The sequence below is a fragment of the Pantoea sp. 1B4 genome, from assembly GCF_016925765.1.
Lineage (GTDB): Bacteria > Pseudomonadota > Gammaproteobacteria > Enterobacterales > Enterobacteriaceae > Pantoea > Pantoea agglomerans.
Genome location: NZ_JAEUWZ010000001.1, coordinates 2,496,153 through 2,514,333, shown reverse-complemented (window position 1 = coordinate 2,514,333; position 18,181 = coordinate 2,496,153). Strand labels below are relative to the sequence as shown.

13 protein-coding genes, 1 tRNA gene and 3 pseudogenes are annotated in these 18,181 nt (G+C 52.5%); 15 read left to right on the top strand and 2 right to left on the bottom strand.

Translation table 11 applies throughout. The features are described from left to right. Positions 1-257: 257 nt before the first annotated feature. From JNO11_RS12260 to JNO11_RS12235, 6 genes are all read left to right on the top strand, one after another. Complete coding sequence (locus JNO11_RS12260; RefSeq protein WP_325177350.1) at positions 258-617, top strand: 3-oxoacyl-[acyl-carrier-protein] synthase III C-terminal domain-containing protein; 360 nt, start codon at positions 258-260, stop codon at positions 615-617. Next, entirely contained in the window at positions 614-1,327 is a 714-nt protein-coding gene (locus tag JNO11_RS12255) for a hypothetical protein (protein ID WP_325177349.1), read from the top strand. Before JNO11_RS12260 ends, JNO11_RS12255 begins: the two co-directional genes overlap by 4 nt. After that, positions 1,293-1,778 carry a hypothetical protein gene (locus JNO11_RS12250; protein WP_325177348.1) on the top strand — a complete coding sequence of 162 codons (486 nt, stop codon included), beginning with the start codon at positions 1,293-1,295 and terminating at the stop codon, positions 1,776-1,778. Before JNO11_RS12255 ends, JNO11_RS12250 begins: the two co-directional genes overlap by 35 nt. Before the next feature lie 325 nt (positions 1,779-2,103). Next, positions 2,104-3,696 (top strand): hypothetical protein, encoded by a 1,593-nt coding sequence (locus JNO11_RS12245; RefSeq protein ID WP_325177347.1) that lies wholly within the window; start codon positions 2,104-2,106, stop codon positions 3,694-3,696. After that, a complete protein-coding gene (locus JNO11_RS12240) occupies positions 3,693-4,898 on the top strand; it encodes an aminotransferase class V-fold PLP-dependent enzyme (protein WP_187491526.1) in 1,206 nt (401 codons plus the stop codon). Before JNO11_RS12245 ends, JNO11_RS12240 begins: the two co-directional genes overlap by 4 nt. Positions 4,899-4,909: 11 nt before the next feature. Beyond that, a complete protein-coding gene (locus JNO11_RS12235) occupies positions 4,910-6,100 on the top strand; it encodes an MFS transporter (protein WP_325177346.1) in 1,191 nt (396 codons plus the stop codon). 429 nt (positions 6,101-6,529) lie between these two features. Here the strand turns inward: JNO11_RS12235 and JNO11_RS12230 are convergent. Further along, positions 6,530-7,806: pseudogene (locus JNO11_RS12230) on the bottom strand (integrase arm-type DNA-binding domain-containing protein). Positions 7,807-7,967: 161 nt separating this feature from the next. Then, a tRNA-Asn gene (locus JNO11_RS12225) sits at positions 7,968-8,043 on the bottom strand. Positions 8,044-8,591: 548 nt separating this feature from the next. Here JNO11_RS12225 and JNO11_RS12220 point away from each other — a divergent pair. From JNO11_RS12220 to JNO11_RS12185, 9 genes and pseudogenes are all read left to right on the top strand, one after another. Further along, entirely contained in the window at positions 8,592-9,473 is an 882-nt protein-coding gene (locus JNO11_RS12220) for a sugar ABC transporter substrate-binding protein (protein ID WP_325177345.1), read from the top strand. 32 nt (positions 9,474-9,505) lie between these two features. Beyond that, positions 9,506-10,990 carry a sugar ABC transporter ATP-binding protein gene (locus JNO11_RS12215; protein WP_010247905.1) on the top strand — a complete coding sequence of 495 codons (1,485 nt, stop codon included), beginning with the start codon at positions 9,506-9,508 and terminating at the stop codon, positions 10,988-10,990. Between the two features lie 23 nt (positions 10,991-11,013). After that, complete coding sequence (locus JNO11_RS12210; protein WP_174819610.1) at positions 11,014-12,039, top strand: ABC transporter permease; 1,026 nt, start codon at positions 11,014-11,016, stop codon at positions 12,037-12,039. A gap of 454 nt (positions 12,040-12,493) precedes the next feature. Next, complete coding sequence (gene nac, locus JNO11_RS12205) at positions 12,494-13,411, top strand: nitrogen assimilation transcriptional regulator NAC (RefSeq protein ID WP_010247899.1); 918 nt, start codon at positions 12,494-12,496, stop codon at positions 13,409-13,411. Between the two features lie 692 nt (positions 13,412-14,103). Continuing rightward, entirely contained in the window at positions 14,104-14,595 is a 492-nt protein-coding gene (gene tssD, locus JNO11_RS12200) for a type VI secretion system tube protein TssD (protein ID WP_010670916.1), read from the top strand. 12 nt (positions 14,596-14,607) lie between these two features. Then, positions 14,608-14,964: pseudogene (locus JNO11_RS12195) on the top strand (tlde1 domain-containing protein); the annotation flags it as partial. Beyond that, positions 14,953-15,405, top strand: coding sequence for a hypothetical protein (locus JNO11_RS24815; RefSeq protein WP_167423409.1), 453 nt, complete (start codon positions 14,953-14,955; stop codon positions 15,403-15,405). The pseudogene JNO11_RS12195 and the gene JNO11_RS24815, both read left to right, overlap by 12 nt. A gap of 187 nt (positions 15,406-15,592) precedes the next feature. After that, positions 15,593-16,552, top strand: a complete 960-nt coding sequence (gene cbl / locus JNO11_RS12190) for an HTH-type transcriptional regulator Cbl (protein WP_010247887.1) — start codon at positions 15,593-15,595, stop codon at positions 16,550-16,552. Between the two features lie 161 nt (positions 16,553-16,713). Next, positions 16,714-18,172 (top strand): annotated as a pseudogene (locus tag JNO11_RS12185) (NAD-dependent succinate-semialdehyde dehydrogenase). The last annotated feature ends 9 nt before the right edge of the window (positions 18,173-18,181 follow it).

The following is an 18,181-nucleotide window of genomic DNA, read 5'->3' as shown; positions in this document are numbered from 1 at the left end:
AGCAACGGGTATTGCCATTGCTACCGGCTGGGTTAATGCCAATCCCGAGAAAACGGCGCTGGTGATTATCTGCGATCGGTTAAGTGGTTTGATAGACCATGCTGACTCCGCATCTCGTGCCTTGTTTAATTTTGGCGACAGCGCGACGGCGCTGCTGGTTGGCATCGAATGTCCTTTGCTTACTCTGTCGGCCTGCGATATGCAGACTGACCCCACATGGTGCGATATGTATCAGGGGGGAGTATCGCCAGGGGCGGGTGCTTGCGCGTAAAAACTATACCCGTAAAGGCCTGCTCCAGGTTTATGTGGAGATGCTCAGCCAATTACTTGACCGCAGCCTGTCAAAAACGGGTTTGAATTTGCTCGATATTAAATTTTTGCTCATTAATCAGGGCGATATCAATGTCCATAACGCCTTGCTTACGCGACTGGCATTGCCCAATGAGCGCAGCGTATTTAACTATCATGCCAACGGTCATCTGGGCGGCGGTGATAACTGGATAGCGCTGCGCCAGCTGCTGAAAACGGAACGATTGCAAAAGGGCGACATGCTGGCGATGGCTACCAGTGCGATGGGATTCAGCTGGGGAATTTCCCTGTTTGAGGTGACTCGATGAAAATACTGATTTTGCACCAGGCCCCTTTCAAAAAGATGCGCTATGACCATGTCATCGATCACCAGCAGCATCAGGTCACCTATATCGGATTAGCAAAGCATCTGAGTGACCTGCCTGAGGCGTTGCGTTATCAAAAAATAGTGCTCCCGCCCGCGTCGGAACAGAATCTGGTGTCTGAAGTGCTGGCTCGGGTGAGTCCGAGTGATGACTACTCCTCACTGCTTGCCCTGTCGGAATATGGCATCCTTGAGGCTTGCCATATTCGCGAAGAACTGGGGCTGGCCGGACCGTCCTATGAGCAAATCGAGGTGGTTCGAGACAAGGTAAAAATGAAGCAGCGGATCGCTGCTCGGGGCACATTGCGTTACCCGCGTTTTATTGATGCCCCAGAGCAAGTTATCCAGGGAGGCTGGACGGGGAAAACTATCAGTAAGCCGCGTGACGGGGCTTCGAGTCAGGGGATCACCCTGCATGAAAGCTTTGCGGCAGCAGTAGAGTATGTTGAGGATAAACCGGGATGGAACAACTACGAGCTTGAAGAGTTTATCGATGCACCGCTTTATCATTTTGACGGCGTAGTTATCGCGGGGGGAGGTTCAGCACCTGCTGGCCAGTCGCTATATCAATTCACCGTTAGAGTATCTCTCCGGGGTGCCAGTGGGATCTTTCCAGGTGGTGCTAAACGATACGTTTCGCCGGTTCATCGATGAAGTGATTGCCGCACTTGGAATAGTGCGCGGTTGCTTTCACATCGAGGCATTTTACGATGGAGAAACATGCATATTTCTTGAGGCTGCCAATCGCCTCGGCGGTGCCCGTATCGTAGAGACACATCGCTCAAGAACCGGCGTTCATCTGCCTTCGGTGGAAATAAGCGATTACCTTGCACTGCCTTTGCCTCGTCAACAGCCGGCTTCAACGCACTATTTTGGATTTTTGCTCTATCCAGCTCATCACTTGCTCGACTCGCAAACGCTCAATATCCCTGAGGGAATATTGAGCAGCCCTCATCTGGTCAGTTTTCAACGTACAGGCGCACAAGCCGATATTCTTACCTATAACGAAGACCTTCTGCCTCTGTCACTGATTGCTCGCGCAGAGACGCCACACCAATTACAACTCTTCCTGCAGCGATGTTTAACGGAAATTTCGACTCACTGAGTTCACCGAAAAACATAATTTATTCAATAACTTTAGCAGGGTGACATCATGCAATTTTTGACCGATCGTATTATCACACTTGCGGCGCTGTTCGACGATTTACAACAACACGCCGAGTGGGCGGATCCCCCTCACCCCCAGGCAGGCTGAGCAGATCAGGGCGCTGCTGGATGCAACGGCGTTAGAGCAGGTGGTGCAGATAAGGCTAGGAAATTTGCATGCACTTCCGTGGGTCTATTATCCCTACACCAATGAGGTAACCGAATTGGTGCCCCTCGGGTCTGTAACCTTGAAAAGCGCCAGTCTGGAAGGTGAGGTGCGCGGAGTGCTGCTCGCGTGGCTCACCGGTAATCAGGTCTCTCTGGCCAGCGGCTTTGAACCATTTTGGAAGCAAATAATTGAAAGGGCATCTCGGCTGCAGACGTTTGCTCCGTTCAATCTTACGCTGACCCATGCGCCGCAAGACTCTGCGCCGGTCATTTTTATTCCCGAACAGGCCCTCGCCAGCGTGCAGGGGAAAGCTGGGATCCGCTATCAGGTTGCTCCGGGAGCAAGCGCGCCTTATGCACTGTCTGTGGATTTACTGGATGCCTGGACCGCACCGCTGATTGTAAAAGTGCATCATGCAGGCGTTTCCCTAAGCGAAGTTCGCCGTCAATTAAGTCCCGACGAACGTCGCCAGCGGCTCGACAGTCGGCTGCGTTTCCTACTCTATAAGACCCAACGGCTACCTCATTACCAGCAGGTTGCGCAGCCGCAAACTGTGGCAGAACTGCACCAATTACCGGTGTTGACCAAGCAGGCGCTGGAACACGGCTCGCCGCCGTATGGCAGAGCAATGGCGTCTCAGGCACTTCCTTCCGGCGAGGTGCTAGTGTCAGGGTCTAGCGGCGGCAAGACGCGCTATATTCCTTACTCGCGCGATGACTGGCAAAGCATGATCCATGAAGCGGTACAAACCCTTTATGACATCGGGTTGGTGGCGGGTGACCGAGTAGTTAACACGCTCTACGGCGGCCATATGTATGGCGGCATGCTGACTTCTTCTCAGGAGCTGGCGCTGATGCCGGTTGAGGCCTATACAGTAGGTCAGAATATTACGCCACACGAGTTGGTTTATTTACATCAGACGTTTGATATCAATGCTATTGTTGGCATCCCAAGCTTACTTGACACGCTTCTGTCACAGGCAAAACAAATCGACCCACAGTTCCATATTGAAAAAGTAATTTATGGTGGGGCACTGTGGCCTGAACACCGCAAAAAATGGTTGATCGAGACGCTGGGTATTAAGACGTTTCACAGTATTCTGGCGGCCAATGACGGTGCGCAGATTGGCTACCAGTCTCCGCCATTGCAGGGTGTCGAGCATTATCTGGTTGATGATTATAACTATGTTGAAATAGTTGATGACCTCGGAAATCCCGTGGCCGACGGCGAGCGTGGGCATATTTTATTGACCAATTGGCAAAAATTTGAATACCCGCTAATTCGTTACAAAATCGGTGACGTTGGGCGCATTGTACCGCAGCGGGATGGCGGTCGAGTACTCGAATTTTTGGGGCGTAGCGATGGGCTAATCGTCCTTAATGGTCGCCAGTCACTTTATTATCAAGATGTTGCTAACGTCTTATCTGAGGCTGGTATAGCTCAGCTGCAGCTGACCATCAGTCAAAAAGGGCATCGGGAAATGTTGCAGGTAAGCATTGAGGCTCCCCAGCCTGTGGATACACAGGCGCTTGAGCAAAATTTGCAGGCAGCCTTACCCTCCCTGCGCCCGGGTGATGGCGTGTCAATTGAGCTGCTGGATTTTCAAGTCAGGGTCGTGCAAGTCGAAAAACTTGCGCGTCATCCGGTAAGCGGAAAAATCCGTTTGGTAGAGGACCTGCGTTTTTCTCGTCCCGAGGAAATCGCATGATCTCTGCAAACAACTTCCCTGCGTTGGAAAGTAGTTTTTTTCCTTATGAAACCTTGCTGATGGGGGCGGGGCCCGTTCCACAACCACCAACCGTAAGGCAGGCGAACACGCACATTGCCAGCCATCTCGGAGAAAGAATGGATGAGGTGGTTGAGCAACTAAAGGCAATGGCGCGCTATGCCTTTCAAACGATTACCCCTTGGATTTTTGGCCTTTCCGGTCCCGGCTCGGCGGCGGCGGAAATGGCAATCGGTAATCTGGTTCATCGTGGATCGCGCGTGCTGGCAATCAGTTCCGGGCATTTTGGTTTGCGCATGTTCGAGATGGCACAGCGGCATCAGGCCACGGTGCTACTCTTTGAGTTCGACGGCAAGGATGAATTCCCATTGGAGCGGCTTCACGCACTGCTGGAACTGCAGGATTTTGACGTGGTGACGCTGGTACACGGCGAGACATCGTCTACAACTCTTAACCCCAGCCTTTCTTCGATTGCTGCACTATGTAAAAAGCATGGCGCTCTGGTGGTGGTTGATACAGTGTGCACACTTGGAACAACCGAAGTATTGATGGATAACTGGCAGTTGGACGTGGTGTTCTGCGGAGGGCAAAAGGGATTGTCGTCGATCCCCGGAGTGTCGCTGATAGCCTTCTCGCCCGAGGCGTGGGAGAGCGTGGTCCAGCGTAAATTTACCCCGACACAATGGTGCTATGACGCATTGCTGGCGAAAGAGTTCTGGTATCACCATCGATATCACTACACGGCACCGGTGAACGGTATCTTTGCTCTGCACGAGGCGCTGCGGCTTCTAAACGAAGAGACGCTTCCCCTGCGTATTGAACGCCATCGGCGGAGTTCACTCGGGGTACAAAAGGCAATTGAGAAGTTTGGACTGATGTTGACGGCACCGGTTCCAACTCGGTTGGATGCGGTGGTTGGATTTCATCTGCCGATTTGGCTCTCTTCGGCGGCGTTAATCGACCATCTGTTGCAGCAGCACCGTGTCGAGATTTCCGCCTCTTTCGGATCTCCGTTACTACGCATTGGTCAAATGGGTGAACAATGCCGTCCTGCAAACGTACTTCGTTTGGTCAATGCGCTGGGTGAGTCCCTTGAAGCATTGGGGCATGCCGTTGATCTGGTAGGAGCTATTGATGCAGTATCGTTACAGTTTGGTCACAGGGAGTTGTTGAAATATGATTAGAAATTCTTTTTTTGACGCCGCTGTTTATTCTGGATTTTATTTTACATTTTAGCCGTGCGTTGACCTTCACTTTTTTCCCGATTTATCTCTCTCATACGCTGGGCTTTAATCCGCTACTGACAGGCTACGCGCTGGGTGGAAGTTTGGTGATCGCCACGCTGGCGGGAGTCTATTGCGGTATCCTGGTAGACAAATTTAACCCCTTGCGCGCGCTGCTATTGGCTATTTTTGTTTCAGTGTTGGTCTATGCCGTGCTGCCCGCTTCTCGCCAGTTTACTCAGGTGTTTATTCTGCTGGTCATTATTGAAGTGGCCTTCACGACAATGCACCTTTCGGTCAAGTCACTTCTGACCGGTTTATTGCCCGCTGAACAACGTGGCGCGGCGTATTCGGTTAGTTACACGCTTATTAATATTGCCTTTTGCAGTGGGCCGATTCTTGGCATCACCATTAGCCAGTATGCCGTTCGTGCCCCGATGTGGTTTTCGGGAGGATTGAGTTTTATTTCTTTGTTGATCCTGCTGATGTTTTATCGACGCTATCATGTGCATCTGCGGGAAGTTCGTCCGCAAAGCGGTCAGAAAGCCAGCCTGAAGCAGACTTTAAAAGTGTTAGTGACTGATAATCGGCTGCAACTTTTTATGTTCGGAGGCCTGTTTAGTGCACTGGTATATGCGCGATTTGCCACTTATTTGTCGCAGTATTTGGGGTATGTGGCCAGTGAGTCCGAGGCGCTAAGGTTGGTTACGCTGATCGTGAGCATTAATGCCGCGACCGTTATTTTGCTACAATACGTTATAGGTAAAAGAATAACCCATAAGAATATGGTGTTCAGCGTAATGATTGGCAGCGGTTTGTTGATATGCGGGCTATTGTTTTATCAGGTATCTGAGCTGACTATATTCTGGGTTATCGCCACCGTATTCTTTTCACTGGGTGAGGTGATTATTGTTCCCTCCGAATTTCTTTTTATCGATGCGATTGCCAGAGACGATATGAAAGGGGCCTACTTTGGCGTACAGAATATTTCGATGTTAGGCGGAGGTGCGAACGCAATACTGTTTGGCTATTTACTTGAAAGCCATCTTACCAGGCCCTCGGCGATATTCTATTTCCTGATGCTGTTTGCCGCGTTGGGATGCACACTCTACCTCATCGGGATCCGCCAAAAACGGGCCGTAACCATAGTGGATAAATCCTGAACAAAAAGAGTGCATAATGCTGTTATTTCCCTATATCCCTTTTCATTAAATGCTTAGTCTATCCTTAATGAAATATATAAAAATTGTCGGTAAAACCCTTGAGCAGGTTGCACCGCACGTTACTCCTTATTATTTCCAGCTATGTTCCGGAGCTTGTTTCATTTAGCCATGATATTAATCAGTATTCAGAAATCGCTTTTGAAGACGTAAGAACCTCAGCGATTGTTGCTGAAAATCTGGCATCTTGGGGGGATAGAGGTCATACGCGGTATGGTGGCACCGGGATTGAATGATGGTGCGGATGAAGAGTGTCCCTTTCAAGCTCGGCTGAAGATGTTCATAAACGGCTTAACAATTTCTCCGAATTGAAGCCAGAAAAATGCCGTACCAGTGCAGACTGATACGGCCCTTTTTTTGTGGTTTATTTCGTCAGAAGGGATAGCTCATTGTGTAGATGCTCCCCTTCACACAAATATAAGGCGGCACATACTCTTTCCGGCACATATCCAGATAATCTGACCACCACTGCATCATCGCCTTGCGGGCTTCCAGATGCTCCGCCTTGTTAACGTATGCTGCCCACGCTATTGCGCTCCTGATGGCTCATCTGACGCTCCACCGCATCCTGTGACGAGAGGCCTGATTCAATCAGGGCACTGCAGGCCATTGCCCGGAATCCGTGGCCGCAGACATCCTCTTTAGTATTATATTCCATCAGCCGCAGCGCCTTATTAACCGTATTTTCACTCATTGGTTTAGATGGATTATGGATGCCGGGGAACACCAGCGCCTGATCACCGGAGATTTCTCTTATCTGCTTCAGTATGCCGATGGCCTGTTGTGACAGCGGTACAATATGCTGCGTGCGCATTTTCGCCCCCCTTGTCGGAATAGCGGACTCCGGGGATGGGTTCTCGTGTGGCGGGGATAGTCCAGATTTTGTTTCTGAGACTTATCTCCGTCCAGCAGGCAAACCGCAGTTCACTGGAGCGAATAAAGACATACAGGGTAAGAGAAACAGCCAGCCGGGTTAATTCCCGTCCCTGATGATAGCCGTCAATGCGGATCAACAGTTGGGGAAGTCGTTCAAGGGGAAGGGCGGGGTAGTGTCGTTTAACCGGTGCTGCGATGATACCTTCTAGATTCGACGCGGGATTGCTCTCAATCATCCCCTGATGCACTGCATGCCGCATGATGTTGCACATATGCTGCCGGGTACGTGCTGCGACTTCCAGCAGACCTTTTTGTTCAATGCCTTTTAGCAGGTCGATAAAGTGACGAGGTTTCAGTTCAGCTACCGGCAAATGTCCAATAACGGGGAAGAGGTGATTGTCATACTGGCAAGCAGGCGGGCAGAGTGGTTCTGTGACCATGTTCTGTTGCTTTTATGCCAGTTCAATGCAACGTGCTTAAATGTTTTTTCCGGTGAGCGGCCAGCTTTCTCTGCGATACGTTGCTGGGCTGGATTGATATTTTGCGCCAGCAGCTTTGCGTATGCCATCACGTTGCTGTCGGGCGTAAGCCAAAGAAACATCGGGATAGGCCCCTAAGCCGAGGCGGGATTCTTTACCATTGATACGATATTTGAGATACCAGAGACGTGAACCGCCTGGATTAACCAACAGGTACAGACCATGGCAATCGGAAATTTTGAAGGGTTTTGCAGATGATTTTAAGTTGCGGATTTTTGAGTCGTTAAGAGACATTTGGGGGTCGCTGCGTCATCGAACCAACATGACCCCAAATCTGACCACCAAATTCTCCCGATGCGGAGGGAAAACTGAAAATGCATCGGGAAGACTTTTCACACTAACTCGTTGAATCTAAATCGTATAAAGATTCGTGAAGATGCATGAAAACATAAATTTGGCTCCTCTGACTGGACTCGAACCAGTGACATACGGATTAACAGTCCGCCGTTCTACCGACTGAACTACAGAGGAATCGCTTGAACGGGGCGAATATTAGCGGCGCAGATCCCGCTTGTCAAAGCCCTGTTTACCGAATTGCGTTCAGATGCTCGTAAAAGCAGCGGATTGGCGATTTTTACCCGATTCTGCTGGATTTTCAAACTGCCAACAGGATCTCACTTTGCGGGCATTTCTCCGCAGATGTTAGAGGCATGTCAAAGTTTTGTTGTTTGCCGATGTTAAAACAACCGTTTCAGTGCTTTTATGATAAAAATTTCAAAAAGTGATTATATGGAATAAATAAACTGCTTATCATCACGGTCGTCATTATCGTCTGAAAGTGAAACGCTATTTTGAAGTTAACTGTTTGCAGATCAAGTGATTGTGAAAAGGAGTGGTCGATCACAAAAATAGTCAGAACCTGAAGTCTTACCTCAAATTTCCCGAAACAGACGCCAGACAGGCTGGGTGAATGTAAAAGATATTTTTCATTCGCGGTCACAGCCGCTGAGCAAGTTAACAAATAAGAAGGGTCCCTATGAACATTAAAAAAAACGATTGTCGCCTCACTGTTAGCCTGCATGTTACCTGCCGCGGTTATGGCAAAAGATATCTCAGTTGGCGTCTCCATGGCGCTGTTTGATGACAACTTCCTCACCATTCTGCGTACCTCAATGCAGAAAGAGATGCAGAAAGATGGCGTTAAAGGGCAGGTTGAGGATGCAAAAGGCGACGTTTCACAGCAGCTGCAGCAGGTTCAGAACTTTATCGGTCAGGGGGTTGATGCGCTGATCGTCAACCCGGTCGATACCAATGCGGTGAAACCGATTATGGACCAGGCGAGCAAAGCGGGTATCCCGCTGATCTTTGTCAACCGCCGTCCACAGGCTGAGCTGACCGGCAAAATGGCCTATGTCGGGTCAGATTCGGAACTGGCCGGACGCTTACAGATGGAAGCGCTGGCTAAAGCGATGAACGGCAAAGGCAATGTTGCCATCCTGATGGGTGACCTGGCGAATGAAGCGACCCGTGACCGTACCAAAGGTGTGGAAGAGGTTGCGGCTAAATTCCCTGGCATCAAAATTGTTCAGAAACAGACCGCCAAATTTACCCGTAACGATGCGGTAGACGTAGTCAGTAACTGGATGACCGCCGGTGATGAGATCAATGCCATCGCTTCTAACAACGATGAAATGGCGATCGGTGCGCTGCAGGCACTGGGTAAAAATCCGGACAAAATCCTGATCGCTGGCGTCGATGGCACACCCGATGCGCTGCAGATGCTGAAGCAGGGCAAGATGGTCGCCACGGTATTCCAGGATGCGCAGGGCCAGGGTGAAGGTGCGGTGCAGACGGCAATCAAACTGGTGAATGGCGAGAAAGTTCAGAAAGTCATCAATATCCCCTACCAGTTGATTACTAAAGAAAACATGGAACAGTTTACCAAGCGTAACCTGAAATAGTCGTTCCCGACCCAGCTGTACGGAGGTGATGTATGAACGCTTTTGCGCTTGAAGCCGAAGGCATCAGCAAGTTCTTCCCCGGCGTTAAAGCCCTCGACAACGTCTCGTTGCGGGTGCGTCCGGGAACGGTACATGCCTTGATGGGCGAAAATGGCGCGGGCAAATCCACTTTAATGAAGTGCCTGATCGGGATGTATCGTCCCGATCAGGGCACCATCAAAATTAAAGGGGAGCCGGTGCAGTTTCAGGACACCATGGACGCGTTGCGTTCCGGCATTTCAATGATCCACCAGGAACTCAACCTGGTGCCTTACATGACCGTCGCCGAGAATATCTGGCTGGGTCGCGAGCCGATGAGATTTGGCTTTGTCGATCACGCCCGGCTTAATCAGATGACGCAGGAACTGCTCAACCGCCTCAATATCCGTCTGAAAGCCGATCGGATGGTGGGCGAGCTTAGCATCGCGTCACAGCAGATGGTTGAGATTGCCAAAGCAGTGTCATGGGATTCAGATATCGTGATTATGGATGAGCCCACCTCCGCGCTGACAGAAACCGAAGTGGCGCATCTGTTTACCATCATTCGTGACCTGCGGGAGCAGGGCAAAGCGATCATCTACATCAGCCATAAGATGGATGAAATTTTCACCATCACCGACGAAGTCAGTATCTTCCGTGACGGCAGTTGGATCGCCAGCGATCAGACGTCGAAATATACCCGTCAGTCGCTGATTACCCAGATGGTGGGACGCGAACTGACCCAGCTGTTCCCGAAATTCAACAGCGCAATTGGTGAAGAGGTGCTGACGGTGCGCAATCTCACCTGCAAAGATCGTTTCACCGACGTCAGTTTCAGTGTGCGCCGGGGGGAGATCCTCGGCGTCGCCGGACTGGTGGGTGCGGGTCGCAGCGAGGTGATGGAGAGCCTGTTCGGCATGGAGAGCTTCGACAGCGGCGAGATCCTGATTGATGGCGTGCCGGTGACGATCGACTCACCCTCAACCGCGATTGAAAAGGGCATGGCGTTCCTCACCGAAGACCGTAAAAAGTCCGGCCTGTTTCTGGTGCTATCGGTAATGGAGAACATGAGCATCGTTAACATGCCGGAGTACAGCGGTAAAAGCGGGTTTGTCAGCCATGTGAAGATGGCGCAGGACTGCATGGATCAAATCCGTCGTCTCAACATTAAAACGCCAACCATGGATCAAATCATCAATAACCTCAGCGGCGGTAATCAGCAGAAAGTCCTGATTGCCCGCTGGCTGCTGGCGCAACCGAAGATTCTGATTCTGGACGAACCGACGCGCGGCATTGACGTCGGGGCGAAAGCGGAGATTTACCGCTTAATCAGTGAACTTGCCAACCGTGGCGTGGCTATCATCATGGTCTCCTCTGAACTGCCGGAAATTCTTGGCATGAGCGACCGGGTAATGGTCATGCACGGCGGGCGTATAACCGGCATCCTCGATAAAGAAGAAGCCGATCAGGAAACCATTCTGTCGTTGGCATCCGAGTGAGGCGCGAGACCACTATGAGCAATATGAAAGCTACTGCCACCCCGGCAGCCCCGCAGCAACCCTCTTTTTTTGCCAGCCTGCGTCATAAATTGCCGAAAGATACCGGCATTTTCGTGGTGATGGTGGGGATTGCGTTAATTTTTGAAATGTTCGGCTGGTACGTGCGTGACCAGTCTTTCCTGCTCAACACCAACCGTCTGATCCTGATTGTATTGCAGGTGGCGATTATCGGGATTATCGCCGTCGGCGTGACTCAGGTCATCATCACCACCGGTATCGATCTCTCCTCCGGATCCATTATTGCCCTGGCGGCGGTGGTGGCCGCGAGCCTGGCGCAGACCTCTGACAGCCTGTCGCCAATGTATCCGTCGCTGGTGAATATGCCTGCGGTGATCCCTATTGCGGCCGGTATCGGCGTCGGTTTGCTGGCGGGCGTGGTCAATGGTGTACTGATTACCCGCACCGGCATTCCGCCCTTTATTGCCACGCTGGGCATGATGGTGTCGGCACGTGGTCTGGCGCAGTATTACACCCAGGGCAATCCGATCAGCTTCCTTTCCGATGGCTTCACCTCAATCGGACAGGGTGCCATGCCGGTAGTCATTTTCCTGGTGGTGGCGCTGCTGTTCCATATCGCCCTGAAGCATACCCGCTACGGTAAATATGTTTACGCCATCGGCGGCAACATGACCTCGGCGAAAGTCTCCGGTATCAACGTTAATAAGTATCTGATTATCGTCTACACCATTGCAGGCGCGCTCTCTGGCCTGGCGGGTGTAGTACTGGCGGCGCGCGTCAGCAGCGGTCAGTCGAGCATGGGGATGTCGTACGAGCTGGATGCCATTGCTGCAGCCGTTATCGGTGGCAGCAGCCTGATGGGTGGCGTGGGCCGTATCACCGGTACATTGATTGGCGCAGTGATCCTTGGCCTGATTAAAAGCGGATTCACCTTCGTTGGTGTCGATGCGTACATTCAGGACATCATCAAAGGGATGATTATTGTGGCTGCGGTCTCTATCGACATGCACCGTAACCGCAAAAAACGTTAATCAGCAGGCGTTGCCTTCTTCCGGATGCGGGAGAGGGCAACGGTTGCTTTTTATCATCCGGCATTCGTCAGTGATAAGAAATCCTGCTGATAGCGGTTACATTCACTCCCTGTTTTTTACTCCTCTGTTCAGGCCCTGCCAGCCTTCATCAGGTGCAATGCGTTTCCACTGCACTCAAACTGTACAACCTGTCATCACTTTTCTGCACGTCTGACTCGCAGCGTCTGCACTGTCACAGTGCGCCTGACGGCTTTACTCTCTCTTCTCAGCCATTCCTGATCCTTATTAACCCATAAGAGGTAATCAGAAACGCTTATTTTCCGGGCCGTTAGGAAAAATCTGGCTGCCTGATGGCCTGAATTTTTTAAACCTGGCCTGCATCTTGCAAAATCTCTGTTATCAGGGCGATGGGATCAGACCCATTTCGCTATTCGGGGTGAGTGACGGAGGCAAGATGAATTTAAGACGACTGAAGTACTTTGTGAAAATCGTCGATATCGGCAGTCTGACGCAGGCAGCAGAAGTGTTGCACATCGCCCAGCCTGCACTCAGTCAGCAGGTCGCGACGCTGGAAAATGAACTTGATCAGCAGTTGCTGATTCGTACCAAGCGCGGCGTTACGCCAACTGAGGCGGGTAAGATTCTCTATGGTCATGCGCGCACCATTCTGCGCCAGTGTGAGCAGGCCCAGACTGCGGTAATTAACGCCGGTCAGGTGCTGAGTGGACAGGTATCGATTGGGCTGGCCCCAGGGACAGCGGCTTCATCGCTGACCATGCCGCTGTTACAGACCGTGCGCGATCAATTTCCGGAAGTGCTGGTTTACCTGCACGAAAATAGCGGCAGCGTGCTGAATGAGAAAGTGATGAACGGTCAGCTGGATATGGCGGTGCTGTACGATCGCGCGCCCACTGCCGGGATCACCAGCATGCCGCTGATGAAAGAGGATCTGTTTCTGGTAGGCGCCACCGATTACCCGGGAGCCAGCGTCGATCTGGCCGATGTGGCGCAGATGAGTCTGTTTTTACCGCGCGATTACAGCGCAGTGCGCAAGCGGGTCGATGAGGCCTTTTCGCTGCGTCGGCTGAGTGCACGCATCATCGGTGAGATCGAATCGATTTCAACCCTGACCGCAGCCATTTCCAGCGGCATGGGCGTGACCGTATTACCTGAGTCCGCCGCCCGTTCGCTGGTGGGATCCACCGATGCCTGGATGTCACGCATCAACAGCCCGTCATTGAGTCTGCCGCTGTCACTGAACGTCTCCGCCCGGTTGCCGCTGTCACCTTCAGCGCAGGCAGTGAAGAACATTCTGCTGTCGCTGCTGAATAAGCCGCTGAGTGAGGAGCGGGAGTTAATGTTAGTGAGTTAAGAGGGCGCTTGCAGCGGGCTGGCAACCAGCCGGTTTCGCTTTGCAGCGGGCTGCACTGAGCGGGTTTCGCCCGCCAGGCGTATGGGAGTTTCAGGTCACTTAGCCGCGCGTTAGCACTGAGCGGTTTACGCCCGCCCCTTAACAATCCCGGCGTCCGGCTGCCTGCGCGCCCCGCTGTGCGGGGTACCTTCGTCACGCCCTGCGGCCGACGGACCGTCCGGACTCGCCATCCCCTGGCTCGTACCGTCCTTTCGCCGACGTCCTGTCGGCTCATCCTTGCCTCCGGTTGTTCCTCAGCGCTGCGGACGCCTCTGGTAAACCTTCGTCTGTAATTTCTGTATTTATTTGCTGCACAGAGCTGTTTACTGGCTGGACAGGAAGAGGTTCTATCTTTCCATTTCGACACAATGTGAACTTCATAGCACGAATGATAAATCCATGTTGGCGTGAAGAATTGCTGATGCGACTTTTAAATTATTCTGAATAGCTTTTGGGCACGTTTTTTTTCTCTGATACCGGGTTATTCCGCGATCTCTATATCTGAAACAATAAAACTTCAATCAGGTTGATTTCACGCTGTATGAAAATTGATCTGATGTTTGCCGGAAGATAGTTTAATCAGGCTGTGAAAGCAGTGGGCCTGTCAGCAGAAAACAGGCTGGCTTTCTCTTTTTAAAATGGAGTTTAAAACGATGGCTATTCCAGCTTATCTCTGGCTTAAAGATGACGGTAACAACATTATTGTCGGATCAGTCGACGTGGCAGGTCGTGAAGGCGCTATTGAAGTCCTCGGCCTGAATCACGGCGTCATGCTCTCCACAGACAACGTGACGGGTAAAACAACCGCTGTCCGCGAACACGCTTCTTACAGTTTTGATAAAGAGATCGATAAGTCCAGTCCCTGCCTTTACAGGGCTGTGACCTCAGGTCAAAAGCTTTGCTCAGCGGAAATAAGATTTTACCGGATAAATGACGCGGGGCAGGAGGTGGAATATTTCAATACTTTGATGGAAGGCGTAACCGTTATCTGTGTGGGCCCGATGATGTATGACGTTAAATCCCGCTATGGTGAGGCGCGGGATCATCTGGAAACTGTAGAGCTGATTTACGAAAAAATTACCTGGCGATATGCAGACGGAAATATCGTCCACTCGGACAGCTGGAATGATCGAGTGACAGCATAAAGGAATATAACGATGACATGGACATATGAGCAAAGCACGGGTCACTTATACCACAACAGTGAATTTATTGAGGCCGGCTACTCAGGTAGTCTGACTAACAAAAATAATCCCGATCGCCAGCATGTAAGAGGGATGGGGCCCCTTCCTCAGGGAACGTACAGAATTGCAGGGCACTCCACATCAAAAGGACCCCTGACCATTATTCTGGTGCAGACTTCCGGAGAGTCTTTTGGCCGTTCGGCATTTCGCATTCATGGCGAAAGGGTCAATAAGCCAGCGGGCTTCGCCTCAGAAGGCTGCATCATTATGTCACTTGCAACCCGGCGACGCGTGCTGCGGGACGCTGGAGGTGGTCCGATGAAATATCTGATATTGATTGGCCTTATGCCCTTCGCGGTCTGGGCTGGAGCGAATACATCCGACTGGGAAAATTCGCTGAAGGGCATCGCGTCAGGAGAGCAAGCCTGGCTTGCAAAAGTGCCCCAACTGGCAGCTACGGCTGATGTTCAGCAGGCAACCCGGATGGAGGATGCCCTTGCCTCGGCGTTAGCAAAGAATACCCCGGGCGTGCTGGAGACGCTCCGGGTTATTGACGCCAGATCCTGGCCCCATATGGCAGGTACAGACATTGTCTGCAGCGTTCCGGCTGAGCAACCTACAGCCTTTATAGAGGATTTTTATCAACAAACCCGTCTGGCGCTACTGGCAACTGACCAGGGTGCGACCTGTCTGTGGATCCTGGAAGCAAGCTATGAAGAGATGAAAGCAGAGAGCGCCAGAATGCGTAATCTATCGCCTTCTGTAAAATAGCCTCTCCCCCAGGCCGGGTTTCAGTCAAATTCTGAAGTCCGGCCGCCCATCTCAAACCTCTCTGCCCCCCCCCAAAACCCACCCCGTTATTCCCTAAAGTCATAAATCCGAATTTTTTAGTATTTCCGGTTATCAATAATAGTTCTTACCATCAGATAATCAGATTATGTAAAGGGAGGTAAATACCGTGAATTTCCAGCAGCTTAAAATCATCCGCGAGGCGGCCCGCTGTGAGTTTAACTTAACGGAAGTCGCTAATACGCTGTTTACCTCCCAGTCGGGAGTAAGTCGGCACATTCGTGACCTGGAAGATGAACTCGGGGTTGAGATCTTTATCCGTCGCGGCAAGCGCCTGCTGGGGATGACCGAGCCGGGCAAAGCGCTGCTGACCATCGCTGAGCGTATCCTGGATGAAGCGGGCAAAGTGCGACGTCTGGCCGATGTCTTTACCAATGAAACCAGCGGCATCCTGACCATAGCCACTACCCATACTCAGGCGCGCTACAGCCTGCCGAAAGTCATCAAAGCGTTTCGTCAGCTCTATCCTAACGTCCGGCTTGAACTTAATCAGGGTTCGCCGCAGGAAATTGTCACCATGCTGCTGGCGGGTGAGGCGGACATTGGCATCGCCAGTGAATTACTGGTCAACAACAGCAGCCTGGCGGCGTTCCCCTGGTTCAGCTGGCATCACGCCTTACTGGTGCCGAAAGGGCATGAACTGGTGCAGAATCAGCCGGTTTCACTGAGCACCCTCAGCCGCTATCCGCTGATCACCTACCGGCAGGGTATCACCGGACGTTCGCGGGTTGACCGTGCGTTTCAGACGGCCGGTTTAAAACCAGATATCGTGCTCAGCGCTCAGGACTCCGATGTGGTGAAAACCTACGTCAAACTCGGTTTAGGCGTGGGGATACTGGCCGATCAGGCGTGTGAAACTGAAGAGAGTGAAGAGCTGGTACGCCTCGATGCCACCCATCTGTTCGATGCCAGCACCGTATGGCTCGGCCTCAAGCGCGGCCAGCTGCAACGCAACTACGTCTGGCAGTTCCTGGAACTCTGCAACGCCAACCTGTCGCTGGAAGAGATCAAGCGTCAGGCGCTCTCTTACAGCAATGACGACGAACCGGTTATCGACTTCCAGATTTAAGCACACGGCGCATCCACCCGGATGCGCGCCTGTTTCCGCACGGCATAAAATTTCAAATCATTGCGAAAATCTCCCCCTATCGACCTTTCTCACCCCGCACAACAACATCCTGCGCTGACCCGGCGCGATAAAGTGGAATCAGCTGACCACAAGGGGATGATATGTCGCGACTACAACTTAACGATAGCGATCTGCTGCGCCAGCAGGCGCTGTTTAATGGACGCTGGCAGGATGCGCATCAGGGCGCCACGCTGCCGGTTATCGATCCCGCCACGGGCGAAACCCTGGCGACGATTCCGGCACTGGGTCGGGCAGAAACCGGGCAGGCGATAGCTTATGCGGAAACGGTGCGCATCAGCTGGGGCAAAACTACCAATGCCAGCCGTGCCGCGCTGCTGGAAAAGTGGCATCAACTGATTATTGAACACGCTGACGACCTGGCGATTATCATGACCGCCGAGCAGGGCAAACCGCTGGCGGAAGCCAGAGGCGAAGTGCTCTATGGAGCCAGCTTCGTGAAATGGTTCGCGGAAGAGGCACGCCGAATCTATGGCGACACCATTCCCGCGCCCAGCGAGGACCGGCGCATCCTGGTGCTGAAACAGCCGGTAGGCGTTGCCGCCGCAATCACGCCGTGGAACTTCCCGATTGCGATGATCACCCGCAAGGTGGCGCCCGCGCTGGCCGCCGGATGCCCGATTATTGTTAAACCTTCCGAGTTAACACCGCTGTCGGCGCTGGCACTGGCGGTACTGGCAGAGCGCGCGGGCTTCCCGTCCGGCGTGCTGCAGGTGCTGACCGGCCTGCCCACGGAGATTGGCGCGACGCTGACTGAAAGCCGCACGGTACGTAAAATCTCCTTTACTGGTTCAACCCGCATCGGGCAGTTGCTGATGCAACAGAGCGCCGACAGCATCAAGCGCCTGAGTCTGGAGCTGGGCGGCAACGCGCCGCTGATCGTGTTTGATGATGCCGATATTGAGATTGCCGTCGCGGGGGGTCATGCTCAGCAAGTTCCGCAACGCCGGGCAGACCTGCGTCTGCGCTAACCGCATCCTGGTGCAGCGAAGTATCTATCCGCGTTTCACCGCCCGATTGCTGGAGGCGGTCGCCACTCTGAAAGTGGGCGATGGTTTTGCGCCCGACAGCACTATTGGCCCTTTGATCAACAGCCGCGCGGTGGAGAAAGTGAACGGTCATATCGACGATGCCCTCAGTCAGGGTGCAACGCTGCTGACCGGCGGCATCAGCCAGGGCAACGGGACCTTTGTGCAGCCCACGGTGCTCGGTGAGGTCACCGCCGCCATGCGCATCGCCCATGAAGAGACGTTTGGTCCGGTCGCGCCGCTGTTTATCTTCGACGATGAAGAGGAGGCAATCGCGATGGCAAATGACACGCCCTACGGCCTGGGTGCCTATTTCTTTACCGAGAACATCCGGCGCGCATGGCGGGTAGCGGAGGCGCTGGAGTTTGGCATGGTCGGCTTTAATACCGGCGCTATTTCCCTGGAGGTCGCGCCGTTTGGCGGCGTGAAACTCTCCGGTATTGGCCGGGAAGGTTCCCGCTACGGAATTGATGAATATCTGGAACAGAAAACATTTCACATTGGCAGTCTGTAACTAAAAATG